Genomic DNA, 13,760 nt, shown 5'->3' on the forward strand with positions numbered 1-13,760 from the left:
CCGGCCGGCCGCCCCGGGGGCGGGTACGCGATCCGGGCCGGCCCGGATCGCGGAACCGCGTGCGTCAGCCCGCCCCACCACCCCCGGCCGGCGCACCCTGCCGGTACGAGCACGCCCGGCGGCCCCGACGGCTACGGAACCGCGGGCGTCGGCCCGGGCCGCGTCAGCGGGTTTCGGGGCCGGCCAGGTGGCGGGCGATGACCATGCGCTGGATCTGGTTGGTGCCCTCCACGATCTGGAGCACCTTCGCCTCGCGCATCAGCCGCTCCACCGGGAAGTCCGCCGTGTAGCCGTAGCCGCCGAGGACCTGGACGGCGTCCGTGGTCACGGACATCGCCGCGTCGGTGCAGAACAGCTTCGCCATCGCGGCCTGCCGGGAGAACGGCTTGCCCGCGTCCCGCAGCCGCGCGGCGGCCAGGTAGAGGGCGCGGCCCGCCTCGATCTTGGTGGCCATGTCGGCCAGCATGAAGCGCAGGCCCTGGAAGTCGGCGATCGGGTGCCCGAACTGCTTGCGGCCCAGCGCGTACGCGAGCGCCTCGTCCAAGGCGGCCTGCGCGACGCCGATGGCGCAGGCGGCGATGCCGAGCCGGCCCGCGTCGAGGGCGGCGAGCGCGATGGTGAAGCCTTGGCCCTCGTCGCCGATACGCCGCGCGTCGGGGACCCGTACGCCGTCGAAGTGGAGCTGGGCGGTGGGCGAGCCCTTCATGCCCATCTTCTTCTCGGGCACGGCCGCCGTCAGGCCCGGGGCGTCGCCGGGGACCAGGAAGGCCGTGATGCCCTTGGGGCCCGGCACGCCGGTGCGCGCCAGGACGGTGTAGAAGTCGGCGACCCCGCCGTGGGTGATCCAGGCCTTGGTGCCGGTGATCACCCAGTCGTCGCCGTCGCGGACGGCCTTGGTGGTGAGCGAGGCGGCGTCCGAGCCGGCGGCCGGCTCGGACAGGCAGTAGGCGCCGAGGAGCCCGCCGCCGAGCATGTCGGGCAGGTGGGCGGCGCGCTGCTCCTTGGTGCCGTAGCCGGCGAGGCCGTGGCAGGCCAGGGAGTGGACGCTGACGCCGAGGCCGACCGTCAGGCGGGCCGCCGCGAGCTCCTCCAGTACCTGGAGGTACACCTCGTACGGCTGGTCGCCGCCGCCGAACTCACCGGCGTACGGAAGACCGAGCAGCCCGGACTCGGACAGCAGGGTGAAGACCTCGCGGGGGAACCGGCCGGCCTCCTCCTCGTCCGAGGCGAGGGGGCGAATCTCCCTCTGGGCGATCTCGCGCACGAGCGCCAGGAGGTCGCGGGACTCCTCGGTGGGCAGCTGACGGTCCACCGTCTGTGGGGCGCGTTCGGTCATGGCGGCGCTCTCCTCCCTGGTCGGGCACGGCGGCGACGCGTGAGGTGTGGGACGCGCCACCGGGTCTCGGTGCTCACACAACCGACACGGCCCTTCCGGGTCACGGAAGGGCTCGAAGAGCGGCTGCGGCGGGTTGAGTATGCCCGATCAGACGCTTTCCGTCACCGGTGCTTGATCATCACCGTGGCCGAGGGCGTTCGACGCCCCGTCCAGGTCCGCCGGAGGGGCGGGACACTGCGGGACGAACTCCTCGATCACGGTCAGCGTCGCACGGAGCTGGCGTACGAGCAGCGCTCCGACGGTCGCCCGGTCGGGCTGCCCCTCCGCCCCCAGGGCGCCGATCCAGTCCAGGGTGACGCCCTCGACGCCGGAGAGCCAGCCGACGAGGGCGAGCCGGGCGAGCGGGGGGACGGTCCGGGTGCCGTAGGCGCCCTCCGCGATGGTGGCCGTCAGTTCCTCGCGCACCGCGTCCCGGATCGCCAGCACCTCGGCGTCCGAGCCGACGCCTCCGGTGACGATCGTGCGGTAGGCGGCGTGGTGGTGCTCGGCGTAGTGGAGGTAGCCGTCGACGGTGCGGCGGACGCGCTCGACGCCGGGCAGGTCCGTGTCCCGGCCGGCGCGGGCGACGAGTTCGGCGACGGAGTCCTCGACGATGGCGAGGTAGTAGCCGCGCTTGCTCGTGAAGTAGTAGTAGATCAGCCCCTTGGCGACGCCGGCCTGCTTGGCGATGTCGTCCATGGAGAGGGCGTCGTACGAGGTGCTGTCGAACAACTTGCGGCCGGTTGCTATGAGTTCGGCCCGCCGAACCTGCGAACGCCCGGTCCTGCCCCGCTGTTGACTATTATTCAAATCCAGCCCTAGCCTCGAACTGCCACAGGACGCCCGCAGTATGGCAGACCTGCGTGCCCGAGCCGGCTCGACCCAGTTCCTCCGCACATCCCCGCGCACATCACCGCGCACCGGACGACGTACGGGAGGCACCACCATGGGCAAGGACGGGAAACCGAACCCGCGGGGCCGGGTCCGCTGGAGGAGGTCGGCGCTCGTCGCCCTGCCCGCGCTCGTCGCGGTCGGGGTGCTGGGAACGGTCATGGCCCGGGGCGCGCTCGCCGCGTCCTTCGCCGTCTCGGGGACCAGTTTCCAGGTCTCCTCCTCGAAGCTGACCAGCAAGGGGCTGGCCTCGTACGTGCAGACGGACCGTTCCGTCGACGGCACGGGGCACCCGGTGGCCCTGCTCGGGATCGGGGACGCCACCCTCACCGACATCTGCCAGTCCGCGGAGGTGGACACCCCGCTGGGCACGGTGGTGTTCAAGCTGACGGCGGGCGGTCCGGCCGGGGAGGTGACCGCGAGCAGCCTGATCATCGACGGGGAGGACCTCGACGGCGACGCCACCTTCGGCACCGCCCAGATCGGTCGGGACGCGTCCACGCTCGACGCGGTGGAGGGGGTGCGGGGCGAGCCGGGCAAGTTCGGGCTCCAGGCCGGGAACATCGAGGTGGTCGGCGTGAAGTCGCACGCCTGGTCCGCGACCGGCGGGAACTTCCGGCTCAAGGGTCTGCGGGTCGCCGTGAGCCTGGACGGCCGCACGTGCTTCTAGGCCGTCCGGTCGGAACCCGCGGGCGGCTTCCGTTGCCGGAGCAGCGGCGGCGGCTGCGGACCTGGCGGCGCACCCGGCCGTTCTGGGGCGGGCTGCTGCTGGTGCTGGGCGGGGCCGAGCTGCTGCTGGTGCCGCTGTCCCCGTTGGCCGTGCTCGTCAGCCTCGGTCCGGGCGGGATCGCCGCCATCGGGATCGGGGTCGCGCTGATCGTGGCGGGGCTTTTCCTGTGGTTCCTGCCGCAGTCCCGCGCCTACGTCTCGATCCACGCGCTGCTGCTGTCGGTGCTGTCCTTCGTGGCGACCAACCTGGGCGGGTTCCTCGTCGGGATGCTCCTCGGCATCGCGGGCGGCGCCCTCGCCTTCGGGTGGACGCCGGACTCCGGGACGCGGGACGAGGACGCCGGCGCGGAGGACGGGGCGCGGGAGTTCGCCGGGGAGGGCGGCGGGAATGCCGGCGGGGAGGGCAGCGGGCCGCGGGTGAGGGCCGCCGCCCTGCCGGTGGTACTGCTGGCCGCGCTGGCGACGGGCGCGCCGATGGAGGGCCGGGCCGGGGCCGGGGCGGTGGCGACGGGGGCGGCGCCGGTGGTCGCGCGGACTCCCCCGACCGTCACGACCTCGTTGTTCGCGCCCCGGGGCTTCGCCCTCGCCGGGGTCACCGAGGTCGTGACGGTGGACGGGCCGCGCAGGGTCCTCGTACTGAAGATGGCCGCGGCCTCGCTGAGCGACTACCGGCTGCGCACCCGGGACGGGGGCGAGGAGTACGGGCTGGCCGCGCGGTCGCTCGAACTGCGGGGCGACGTGACGTTGTACCTGACCCGGTTCAGCGGGTGCATCGAGGGGCTGCTGTGCGTGACGTTCAGCCCCGACGGGCTGCCCGCTCCCCCGGTCATCCCGCCGTTCGTGTTCATGACGCGGGTCAGCGCCGAACAGGCCCTGGTGACCTCGGACGTGATCGTCACCGACGGGCTGCGCCTGGAGGCCTCGTAGGGCCCCCGGCAGGAGCTACATCCAACCGACCTGGGTGACGAACATGGCGACGACCACCACGAGGGTCCAGCCGAGCACGTGCTCCAGCCACGAGGAGCCCTCGTCGGGCCCACCGGTGGCGACGGTCGTGGGGGTGGCGGCGTTGAGGGCGGCGCTGTCTGCGGTCATGCCGTCCAATGTGCCGGCGGGCGCGTCGTTCGCGATAGGACGTCGGTCACTGGTGGCGCGCGTCACGTCACCGGGCCCCGACCGGGGTCCGCCGGAGCGGGCCGCGGCCGGGACCCGGCGACGGGTACCGCGTACGGTCAGGTCATGCCGTCATGCCGTCACGCCGGCGGCCGCCCATGGCCACCACGGCCGGGCCGAGGCAGAGGGCGACGGCTCCGGGGAGGAGGTCGCTGACCACGGTTTCGACTCTTGACCCCTCCGTGCCGGAGGGCGTTCTCACAGCACTCCGACCGCCTTCAACGCGGCGGCCTGGACCGGGCCCGGACGGGCCGGACCATAGAGGTAGCAGATGCCCCCGGTCCCCGCGACGGTCTTCCCGGCGGCGTTGCGGCGCTTGGTGCGCAGCCAGTTGTTCTCCCACTCCCGCCGCGCGTAGACGCGGCGGACGGCCGCGTTGTCGGGCGAGTTGGGGTCGTTGGCGATCACGTCCCCGGCGGCGGTGAAGCCGATCACGGTCATCAGGTGGCCCGCCGTGCCGTAACCCGCACCGGTGAGTTCCTCGGCGAGGAAGGACTGGGAGGTGATGACCGGGATGCCGGCGCGGACCAGGGTCTCCAGGTCGGCGAGGGAGGTGAGCCGGGTGACGACGCCCGCGAGGCCCCGGTAGGTCGCGGCGTAGGCGGCGTTGAAGGGCCAGTTGCCGCAGCCCTTGTACGCGGCGTCGTAGGTGGAGCGGGCCGCGTGGCAGACCTGGGGGTCCCGGTAGGAGGTGTTGACCCAGGACAGGGCCTTCGCGGAGGCGCGGCCGCCCCAGAACTCCACGACCATCTGGGAGGAGGTGGGGCTGCACCAGGCCTCGCCGCCGTTGTCGTACTCGGGGTACCGGCCGGCGTGGATCTCCTGCGAGTAGCGCGGGACCTTCAGCTCGTGCGCCTTCCCGGAGGGCGTGGAGGCGGTGACGGTGAAGCGGTCCGGGACGTCGGAGAGCATCGCGCCGGCCAGCCGGACGGTGGGGCCCCGGTCGGCGCCGGGCTTGCGGTACAGGGTCAGGCGCAGCTGCCAGTCCCTGATCCGGATGCCGGAGGACGGGTCGTCGACGGCCAGGCTGTCGGTCCGGACGGTGGTCCTGCCGTCGCTCTGGCCGTCGACGGAGGTGCGGCGGATGTCGCCGTCACCGGCGGCCCAACGACCCATCACGTACCAGGGGCCGACCTTGCCGTCGGTGTAGGTGCCGCGCAGTTCGATCTGGATCCAGGTACCGGCGGGGGTGGCGGCGTTCCAGGAGGCGATGGCCTCGGTACCGGGGACGGTGGAGCGGTGGACGGGCGAGGTCCAGGTGGCGTACTCCCAGGTGGCCTTCTTCGCCGTGTGGGGGTCGGTGTAGGTGGTGCGGCCGGTCGGGGTCGCGATCTCCAGACCGGCGCGGGCTCCGTCGACGGCCCTGGTGCCGTCGTGGATGCCCGCCCGCCAGTGGGCGAGGGAGTACCAGAAGCGGTTGTCGACGGTCCGGGCGGCGGCGGTCGCGGCGGCGTCCGCGCCGGGGGCCGCGGGCACGGGGAGCGGTCCGGATCCCGGCTCGGAGGCCGGGGTCGGGGCGGCGGAGGCCCGCCCCCCGGGGAGGCCGACCGTGGTGGCGGCGGCGAGGGCGACGGCCAGCAGGGCCCGGCGCGGCGTGGGTGCGGTCATCGGCGTTGGCCCCCAGGGCTCGGTGCGGTGGATCGGCTCGTCCACCCTTCCAGTTCCCGTGGGCCGAGGGCCGAAGCCACGGCACGTGTCGGGGTGAACGGACCCCTGCGAACGCGCGGCCTAAGCTGGCCGGGTGGAGCCACAGCAGTCACTTGAGTCACTCGCGCGGGAGCTCGCCGCCCTGCCGCCCTCCCTCGGCCCGGTCCGGCTGATCGGCGTCGACGGGCACGCCGGATCGGGGAAGAGCACCTTCGCGGAACGGCTCGCCGGGGCCCTCGGCGGGGCGCCGGTGCTGCACCTCGACGAGGTGGCCACCCACGAGGAGCTGTTCGACTGGTGGGGCCGGCTGGACGCGCAGGTGCTGGCGCCGCTGGCGGCGGGCCGGACCGCGCACTGGGCCCCGTACGACTGGGTGGAGCGGTGCTTCGGGCCGGAACGGGTGCTGGAGCCGGCGCCGGTGGTGCTCGTCGAGGGCGTCGGGGCGGGCCGGCGGGCCCTGCGGCCGCGGCTGGCGCGGCTGCTGTGGATGGAGACCGCCCGGGAGACCTCCTGGCGGCGCGGGAGGAACCGGGACGGGCGCGAACTGTCCGACTTCTGGGACGGATGGGAGCGCGCCGAGCGCGCGCACTTCTCGGACGACCCTTCGCGCCCCTTCGCCGACACCCCGGTACGCCAGAGCGGTACGGGATACGAGTGGACTTCAGGGGCTGGTGCGACCTCGGGAACGGCCGTTTCCATCACCGAGAGCGACGGGCTGCCCCAGGCCTGAGCGGCTCCGCGAACCGGCGCCCCGGGGCCTCCTCCGACCCGCTTGACCCCGGCCCGGCGACGGCCTTACGTTCAGAACGCGCGGTCCGCGAGGGCCGCCGCGGACACGAAGCCCCCGGTCGTTCCCCCGTGACCGGGGGCTTCGTTGTCCCCCCGGGACGGCTCCCGACCGCCGCCCGGCGCCCGGCCGCGCCCGCCGATCCTCACGGTGCGTTACCATGCGCCTCCGGGGCGCACGCGCGACCCGTCCCCGTCGCACCCTGGGTAAGGTGCGTCACCGCAGGTACGATGCAGCCCTGATTTCATCGGCGGGGTGGACAACTCGCGTGCGGAGCACGGGGGTTGCCGCGTACCACGGGGCTGGCTTGTGGGGGATGTGATGGACTTCGGCATGCCGGGCAGCGCACACGCCCCGGCCGAACTCGCCTGGCTGCGCGGAGTGGACGCCTGCACCATGGGGGCCTATCCGCAGGCCGAGGAGGAGTTCCGGGCGGCCGTGCGGTTCGACCCCACCATGGCCGACGCCTGGCTGGGCCTGCACGCGCTGCGCGTCGACACCACGAACGCCCTGCTGCGCATGTACGCGCACCGGGACCGCTTCGGCGAGCAGCGGGCACGGCACCGGCGGACGCTCAACTCCTGGTACTGGCTCGGCTGGTGGGTACAGCCGGTGCTGGAGAGCCGGCGCGACCTGCTGCTGGCCCACGCCTCGCACTGGCTGGACGGCCGGCACGTGCCGGAGCTGGACCAGGCCCTCGCCGCGCTGCCGCCGGTGGACACCGACCCGCAGGTGCGGTTCCTGCACGCCTGCCGGGCCTACCTGGTCAAGGACTGGGACGAGTTGGTGCGGCACACCGAACCCCTGGTGGAGGATCCGCTGCTGGGCATCGAGGCGGGCCTGTTCGGCGGGATGGCCCGGGTCCGGCTGGAGATGTACGGGCAGGCCGAGCCGATGCTGTCGGCGGCGTTGATGCGCTGTCGCAGCGAGCAGCCGCAGCGCAAGGAGCTGCGGTACTGGCTGGCGCGGGCGCACGAGGGCACCGGGCGCAGCGCCGCGGCGCTGCCGCTGTACCGGGCGGTGCACCGGGTGGATCCGGCGTTCATGGACACCGCGGCCCGGTTGACGGCCATCGCCGACAGCAGCGACCCCGACGACATGGCCGGGTACGCGGGGCTCTCCGGGCACCTCGGCGAGGGGTTGGCGGGGCACGGCCTGTCCACGGCCGGCGGGGACTACGCGGCGGTGGCGCTCGGCGGTGGCCCCTTCCAGGACGTCGCGGCCCAGGACATCGCGGCCCAGGACATCGCGGCGGACGGGCAGGTTGACCCCGATCCGCCGACGCCGCTGGAACCGCCCGAGCAGCGTTTCGCACCGTCGGCGGGCTCGGGCGGGCTGGAGGGCGTACGGCACAAGGTGTCCGTGCCGCCGCAGGGCGCACCGGCCGGGCTGCCGGCCGGACCCGCCGATCCGCGGGCGCTGGCGCAGGCGCTCGCGGAGCTGGAGCGGATGGTGGGGCTGGACCCGGTGAAGCGGCAGGTCAAGGCCCTGTCGGCGCAGCTGCACATGGCCAGGCTGCGGGCGGCGCAGGGGTTGCCGGTGCAGCCGCCGAAGCGCCACTTCGTGTTCTCCGGTCCCTCGGGCACCGGCAAGACCACGGTGGCGCGGATCCTGGGGCGGGTGTTCTTCGCGCTGGGATTGTTGGGCGGCGACCATCTGGTGGAGGCCCAACGAGCCGATCTGGTCGGGGAGTTCCTCGGTCAGACCGCGGTGAAGGCGAACGAGTTGATCGATTCGGCGATCGGCGGGGTGCTGTTCGTCGACGAGGCGTACAGCCTGTCCAACTCCGGCTACAGCAAGGGGGACGCGTACGGTGACGAGGCCCTCCAGGTGCTCCTGAAGCGGGCGGAGGACAACCGGGACCACCTGGTGGTGATCCTGGCCGGCTATCCGGCGGGGATGGACCGGCTCCTCGGCGCGAACCCGGGACTGTCCTCGCGGTTCACCACCCGGGTGGACTTCCCCAGCTACCGGCCGCCAGAACTCACCGCGATCGGCGGCGTGCTGGCGGAGGCCAACGGGGACCGGTGGGACGAGGAGGCCGTGGAGGAGCTGCGCAGCATCAGCGGGCACGTCGTCGAGCAGGGCTGGATCGACGAGTTGGGCAACGGCCGCTTCCTGCGCACCCTGTACGAGAAGAGCTGCGCCTACCGGGACCTGCGGCTGGCGGGCTTCGCTGGCGAGCCCACGCGCGACGACCTGGCGACGCTGCGGCTGGCGGACCTGATGCAGGCGTACGGGGAGGTCCTGTCGGGCCGCGGCCCCCAGGAACGGCCGGAGCCACCGCCGCTCTAGTGCCCAGCACTAGGCCGTTTCTCCGGGCTCCCCCGCGTCGGGCGTGGCCGCGTAGCGGGTGGCGAGCGCGCCGGCGCGCTCGCGCAGGGCGGTGCGCAGCCACTGCGGGGTCAGGGCCTCGGCGTGCGTGGCGAGCTGCCACAGCGCCCATTCGGCGTGGCGGGCGTCCTGGAAGGTCAGGGTCAGTCGTAGCCGGCCGTCGGGGTCGGCCGCTTCGGCGAGCACGTCCAGCGCGGTGTCCAGCAGCTCATCCCGCCGCGCCGGGTCCACCCGCACCAGCACGGTGACCTGGTCCCCGCCCGTACGGAACCGTGTGCTGCGGTCCTGCCAGGCCCGTTCCAGGTCGATCCGCTCCGGGCGCCGCGCGGGCTCGTCGAGTTCCTCGGCGGCCAGGATCCGGGACAGCCGGTAGGTGCGGTCGGCGCCCTCCCGCGCGGCCAGCAGGTAGCCCCGCTCCCGTACGGTGACCAGGCCGATCGGGTCCACCGTGCGCCACCGCGCCGGGCGGCCCGTGGCCGCGTAGCGGATGCGCAGCCGGCGTCCGGCGAAGACCGCGCGCCTGACCTCGGAGACGACGGGGTCGGGCAGTTCCTCGGCGACGACGCGGCGCGAGAGGAGGTCGGTCTCCGGGTCGATGAGGAGGCGTTCGGCCACGCCGGTCGCGGTGTCCCGGTGGCTGTCGGGCAGCGCGTCGACCACCTTCAGCATGGCCGAGGCGAGCGCCGAACCGAGGCCGAACGCCTGGGCGCCGCGCCGCGATCCGGCGACCAGCAGGGCCAGGGACTCGTCGTGGTTGAGCCCGGTCAGTTCGGTGCGGAAGCCGGGCAACAGCGCGAACCCGCCGTGCCGGCCGCGTTCGGCGTGCACCGGGACGCCGGCCGCGGACAGCGCCTCCATGTCGCGCAGCACGGTACGGGTGGACACCTCCAGCTCGCGGGCCAGGGTGGCCGCGGACAGCCGACCGCGCCGACGCATCAGCAACACCAGGGAGACCAGCCGATCGGCGCGCATCCGAAAACCCTATCGGCATACATGACACAAGGTGTCGTGATGCGTTGGGAGGCTTCTCGACACGACGCCGGGGCGGCCTTGAGGCCGGGCCGGTGGGCGGACGTACGTACCCCACCCGGGGTCGACGCATCGATGGGAGCGGACATGACGACGCAACGCACGGCGGTCAACCCGTGGACGTGGTCGCTGGAGCTGGGCTACCACCAGGGCGAAGTGGTCTCCGGGCAGACCCGGACCCTGTACTGCGCCGGGCAGGGCGCGATGGACGGCGACGGCAAGCCCCTGCACGAGGGGGACATGGCGGCCCAGTTGGCGCTCAGCCTGGACAACCTGGAGGCCGTGCTCGGCGCCGCCGACATGTCCCTGGGGAACCTGGTGCGGCTCAACGTCCACACCACGGACGTCGACCTGCTCTTCCAGCACTACGGCGTACTGGCGGCGCGGTTGGGGGCCGCCCGGGTGGCGCCGGCCACCACCATGCTCGGGGTGAGCCGGCTGGCGATCCCCACCCTGCTGGTCGAGCTGGAGGGGACCGCCGTCGCCTGACGACGGGGGGTACGCGACGCCGGCCCGACCCCGGCGCCCCCGGGGGGCGGGCGGGGCCGGGCCGGCGGTGTCGCGCCGGGGCCGGGGCTACGCGCTGCGGGCGTAGCCCCGGTGGGCGGGGTCGCGGACCTCGCCCACCAGCATTTCCAGGACGTCCTCCAGAGCGACGAGGCCGAGGACCCGCCCGGCCGGATCGGCGACCTGCGCCAGGTGGGTGGCGTCGCGCCGCATGACGCTGAGGGCGTCGTCCAGGGGCAGGGTCGAGCACAGGGTGGTCATCCGGCGCCAGACCCGTTGGGGCACGGCCCGCTCCCGGTCCTCCAGGTCGAGCACGTCCTTCACGTGCAGGTAGCCCATGAAGGCGCCCGTGTCGGAGCGGACCGGGAAGCGGGAGTAGCCGGTGCGGACGGTCAGTTGCTCGATCTGGCGGGGGGTCACCGCCGGACCGACGGTGACCAGCCGATCCCGCGACAGCAGGACGTCGGTGACGGGGCGGCTGCCCAGTTCCAGCGCGTCCTCCAGGCGCTCCTGTTCGACCGACCCGAGGAACCCGGCCTGCCGGGAGTCCTCGACGAGCCGGCCGAGCTGGGCGGAGGTGTAGACGGCCTCGACCTCGTCCTTGGGCTCGACCTTGAAGAGCCGTAGGACGAGCGCGGCGCAGGCGCCGAGCGCGGCAGTGACCGGTCCGCACACCCGGGCGAAGGCGACCAGGCCGGGGCTGAACCACAGGGCGGTCCGTTCCGGAGCGGCCATCGCGAGGTTCTTCGGGACCATCTCGCCGATCACCAGGTGCAGGAACACCACGGCGGACAGCGCGACGGCGTAGCCGAGGGGGTGGATGAGTCCCTGCGGGACGTGCAGGGCGTGGAAGAGGGGCTCCAGCAGCCGGGCCACGGTGGGCTCGGCGACCGCGCCGAGGGTGATCGAGCAGAGGGTGATGCCGAACTGGGCGGCGGCCATCATGCGCGGCAGGTTCTCCAGCCCGTACAGCACTTGGCGGGCCCGCTTGGATCCGGCCGCGAGGGGCTCGATCTGGCTGCGGCGTACGGAGACGAGCGCGAACTCGGCTCCGACGAAGAAGCCGTTGGCGAGGACCAGGAGCAGGGCGAAGAGGAGTTGGAGCGCGTTCATCGGGCAGCGCCTTCCAGCTCGGCCGGTGCTCCGACGGGGTCCGCGGCGCGGAGGGCTTCGGACCGGGCGTTGCGTTCGGCCCCGTCACGGTCGGCCCAGCTCCGGTCGGCCCCGGGGACGGACCCGTACGGGCCGCCGGCGGGGACCGTCGCCAGTCGGACGAGCCGTACGCGTTCGGCGCGGTTGCGGCCGACCTGGCGGACGGACAGCTTCCAGCCGGGGAGTTCGGCCCGGTCCCCGGGGGCGGGGATGCGGCCGAGCAGGTCGGCGACGAGACCGGCGACGGTTTCGTAGGGGCCCTCGGGGACTTCCAGGCCTATGCGGCGCAGGGTGTGGACGCGGCAGCTGCCGTCGGCCTCCCAGGAGGGGCGGCCGTCCTCGGAGGGTGCGGCGGCCAGTTCGGGGCGGCCGTCCTCGGCGAGGTCGTGCTCGTCGCGGACCTCGCCGACGAGTTCCTCCACGATGTCCTCCAGGGTGACCACGCCGGCCGTGCCGCCGTACTCGTCGACCACCACGGCCATCGGCTGTTCGCTGCGCAGCCGTTCCAGCAGCGGCTGCACCGGCAGGGAGCCGGGCACCAGCAGCGGAGCGACGCAGATCCGACCGACGGGGGTGCGGGAGCGGTGCGCCTCGGGGACCGCGAGGGCGTCCTTGAGGTGGACCACACCGGTGACCTCGTCGATGCGGTCGCGGTAGACCGGGAACCGGGACAACCCGGTGGCCCGGGTCAGGTTCAGCACGTCGGCCGCGGTGGCCGTGTGTTGGAGGGCGCTGACCTTCACGCGGGGGGTCATGACGTGCTGGGCGGTGAGCCCGCCCAGCGACAGGGTCCGGACGAAGAGGTCGGCGGTGTCCTGTTCGAGGGTGCCGGCCTGGGCCGAATGGCGGACCAGGGAGACCAGTTCGCCGGGGGTCCGGGCGGAGGCCATCTCGTCGGTCGGCTCCACTCCCAGGGCCCGTACGAGACGGTTCGCGACGGAGTTGAGGCCGGCGATGACGGGCCGGAAGGCCCGGGAGAACACCTGCTGGGGGCCGGCGACGAAGCGGGCCACCTGGAGCGGGCGGGACACCGCCCAGTTCTTCGGGACGAGCTCGCCGACGACCATCTGGACGGCGGAGGCGAGCAGCATGCCTATGACGACGGCGATGCCGGGGACGGCGCCCCGGGGCAGTCCCGTCGCGGCGAGCGGCCCGGACAGCAGGGCGGCGAGGGCCGGTTCGGCCAGCATGCCGACGACGAGGGAGGTGATGGTGATGCCGAGCTGGGTGCCGGAGAGCTGGAAGGACAGCTCCCGCAGGGCGTCGACGACCGTGCGGGCACGGCGGTCCCCTTCGGCGGCGGCACGTTCGGCCTCGGGTCTCTCCACGGTGACGAGGCCGAATTCGGCCGCCACGAAGAAACCGTTGGCGAGGATCAGGGCGAAGGCCGCCAGGAGCAGGAGCAGCGGGGTGGTCATGCCGCCGCCTCCGGGGGGAGGGCGGCGCGGGTACTACCGGACGATCCGTCCATCGCTGGAGGGAGTCACTCCTCTGGTCGCAGGTGCCCACGGGCCTCGGGGTCCCGGGGCGTGTGGGAGGGCGCACGGCGGCGCCCCGCCACCAGGGTAGTCACTGGGATCGCGGCCGCAATGGGACGCAGCGGCGAGCCCGGTGGGCTAGTGGTCGTTCGCGCCGGTTCCCCGGGTTTCGGCCAGGGCGCGCAGGGCGCGGGCGTCGCCGATCGCCTGGGCCTTGGCGACGCCGGGCTGGATGCCGAGGACGGGCAGGCTGGTGCCGTCGCTGAGGTCCAGGAACACCCACGGGTCGCCCGGGCGGAGGTTGACGCGCAGGATCTGCGCCCATTCGAGGCGGCGGGTGGTCGTCAGGTTGATGACGGTGACCCCACCCTCGTCGGCGACCACCTTGGGGCGGCTGAGCAGCACGAGGACCGAGCTGAGCAGGGCGGCGGTGAAGACGAAGCTGACGCGCTCGCCCGCGCTGAGCTTCTCCAGCAGCAGCGCCACGGTGGTGATCGTCGCGAACATGGCGAGTCCGACGCTCAGCAGCACGACCCGCGTCCGGTTCGGCCGGAAGGTGACCGGCAGGGTGGGCGGTGCGGGCTGGGCGGCGGACTCGGCCATGGGTGCGCTCGGTTCTGCGAGGAGGTGGGGGGGACGTCTGTTGCCGGCGGGCAGC

Annotated in this window: 13 protein-coding genes; 5 read left to right on the plus strand and 8 right to left on the minus strand. The window is 73.8% G+C overall.

Translation table 11 applies throughout. The features are described from left to right. Positions 1–163 precede the first annotated feature (163 nt). Both AB0D46_RS34880 and AB0D46_RS34885 read right to left on the minus strand, forming a co-directional pair. Entirely contained in the window at positions 164–1,336 is a 1,173-nt protein-coding gene (locus AB0D46_RS34880) for an acyl-CoA dehydrogenase family protein (protein WP_362883593.1), read from the minus strand. Positions 1,337–1,483: 147 nt separating this feature from the next. Further along, on the minus strand, positions 1,484–2,185 hold the full coding sequence (locus AB0D46_RS34885; RefSeq protein ID WP_362883595.1) for a TetR/AcrR family transcriptional regulator: 702 nt from the start codon (positions 2,183–2,185) through the stop codon (positions 1,484–1,486). A gap of 136 nt (positions 2,186–2,321) precedes the next feature. Between AB0D46_RS34885 and AB0D46_RS34890 the strand changes: the two genes are divergently transcribed. Then, positions 2,322–2,936, plus strand: a complete 615-nt coding sequence (locus AB0D46_RS34890) for a DUF6230 family protein (RefSeq protein ID WP_362883597.1) — start codon at positions 2,322–2,324, stop codon at positions 2,934–2,936. Between the two features lie 32 nt (positions 2,937–2,968). Next, on the plus strand, positions 2,969–3,922 hold the full coding sequence (locus AB0D46_RS34895; protein WP_362883599.1) for a DUF6114 domain-containing protein: 954 nt from the start codon (positions 2,969–2,971) through the stop codon (positions 3,920–3,922). 15 nt (positions 3,923–3,937) lie between these two features. Here AB0D46_RS34895 and AB0D46_RS34900 read toward each other — a convergent pair whose 3' ends face one another. Further along, positions 3,938–4,090 carry an SCO1431 family membrane protein gene (locus tag AB0D46_RS34900; protein ID WP_362883601.1) on the minus strand — a complete coding sequence of 51 codons (153 nt, stop codon included), beginning with the start codon at positions 4,088–4,090 and terminating at the stop codon, positions 3,938–3,940. 276 nt (positions 4,091–4,366) lie between these two features. Further along, a complete protein-coding gene (locus tag AB0D46_RS34905) occupies positions 4,367–5,776 on the minus strand; it encodes a peptidase C39 family protein (protein WP_362883603.1) in 1,410 nt (469 codons plus the stop codon). Between the two features lie 133 nt (positions 5,777–5,909). Between AB0D46_RS34905 and AB0D46_RS34910 the strand changes: the two genes are divergently transcribed. Both AB0D46_RS34910 and AB0D46_RS34915 read left to right on the plus strand, forming a co-directional pair. After that, positions 5,910–6,545 carry a hypothetical protein gene (locus tag AB0D46_RS34910; protein WP_362883605.1) on the plus strand — a complete coding sequence of 212 codons (636 nt, stop codon included), beginning with the start codon at positions 5,910–5,912 and terminating at the stop codon, positions 6,543–6,545. A 378-nt stretch (positions 6,546–6,923) separates the two neighbouring features. Beyond that, the gene (locus AB0D46_RS34915) at positions 6,924–8,897 is read left to right on the plus strand and encodes an AAA family ATPase (RefSeq protein WP_362883607.1); all 1,974 of its coding nucleotides are present in this window, start codon (positions 6,924–6,926) and stop codon (positions 8,895–8,897) included. 9 nt (positions 8,898–8,906) lie between these two features. Here AB0D46_RS34915 and AB0D46_RS34920 read toward each other — a convergent pair whose 3' ends face one another. Then, entirely contained in the window at positions 8,907–9,908 is a 1,002-nt protein-coding gene (locus tag AB0D46_RS34920) for a WYL domain-containing protein (protein ID WP_362883609.1), read from the minus strand. Between the two features lie 144 nt (positions 9,909–10,052). On the opposite strand from AB0D46_RS34920, the gene AB0D46_RS34925 reads away from it, so the two are divergent. After that, a complete protein-coding gene (locus tag AB0D46_RS34925) occupies positions 10,053–10,454 on the plus strand; it encodes a RidA family protein (protein ID WP_362883610.1) in 402 nt (133 codons plus the stop codon). Positions 10,455–10,541: 87 nt separating this feature from the next. Here the strand turns inward: AB0D46_RS34925 and AB0D46_RS34930 are convergent, their stop codons facing one another. The 3 genes from AB0D46_RS34930 to AB0D46_RS34940 form a co-directional block, all read right to left on the minus strand. Then, positions 10,542–11,585, minus strand: coding sequence for a hemolysin family protein (locus AB0D46_RS34930; RefSeq protein WP_362883612.1), 1,044 nt, complete (start codon positions 11,583–11,585; stop codon positions 10,542–10,544). Next, a complete protein-coding gene (locus tag AB0D46_RS34935) occupies positions 11,582–13,042 on the minus strand; it encodes a hemolysin family protein (protein ID WP_362883614.1) in 1,461 nt (486 codons plus the stop codon). The genes AB0D46_RS34930 and AB0D46_RS34935 overlap by 4 nt, the downstream gene beginning before the upstream one ends. A gap of 198 nt (positions 13,043–13,240) precedes the next feature. After that, positions 13,241–13,705, minus strand: a complete 465-nt coding sequence (locus tag AB0D46_RS34940) for a PH domain-containing protein (protein WP_362883616.1) — start codon at positions 13,703–13,705, stop codon at positions 13,241–13,243. Positions 13,706–13,760 lie beyond the last annotated feature (55 nt).

It is taken from the genome of Streptomyces sp. NPDC048383, from assembly GCF_040651775.1.
Taxonomy (GTDB): Bacteria; Actinomycetota; Actinomycetes; order Streptomycetales; family Streptomycetaceae; genus Streptomyces.

Coding starts and splice junctions, on each gene's coding strand:
- AB0D46_RS34880 (WP_362883593.1), bottom strand. CDS start 1,336: ATGACCGAACGCGCCCCACAGACGGTGGACCGTCAGCTGCCCACCGAG.
- AB0D46_RS34905 (WP_362883603.1), bottom strand. CDS start 5,776: ATGACCGCACCCACGCCGCGCCGGGCCCTGCTGGCCGTCGCCCTCGCC.
- AB0D46_RS34915 (WP_362883607.1), top strand. CDS start 6,924: ATGGACTTCGGCATGCCGGGCAGCGCACACGCCCCGGCCGAACTCGCC.
- AB0D46_RS34940 (WP_362883616.1), bottom strand. CDS start 13,705: ATGGCCGAGTCCGCCGCCCAGCCCGCACCGCCCACCCTGCCGGTCACC.
- AB0D46_RS34935 (WP_362883614.1), bottom strand. CDS start 13,042: ATGACCACCCCGCTGCTCCTGCTCCTGGCGGCCTTCGCCCTGATCCTC.
- AB0D46_RS34925 (WP_362883610.1), top strand. CDS start 10,053: ATGACGACGCAACGCACGGCGGTCAACCCGTGGACGTGGTCGCTGGAG.
- AB0D46_RS34920 (WP_362883609.1), bottom strand. CDS start 9,908: ATGCGCGCCGATCGGCTGGTCTCCCTGGTGTTGCTGATGCGTCGGCGC.
- AB0D46_RS34900 (WP_362883601.1), bottom strand. CDS start 4,090: ATGACCGCAGACAGCGCCGCCCTCAACGCCGCCACCCCCACGACCGTC.
- AB0D46_RS34890 (WP_362883597.1), top strand. CDS start 2,322: ATGGGCAAGGACGGGAAACCGAACCCGCGGGGCCGGGTCCGCTGGAGG.
- AB0D46_RS34930 (WP_362883612.1), bottom strand. CDS start 11,585: ATGAACGCGCTCCAACTCCTCTTCGCCCTGCTCCTGGTCCTCGCCAAC.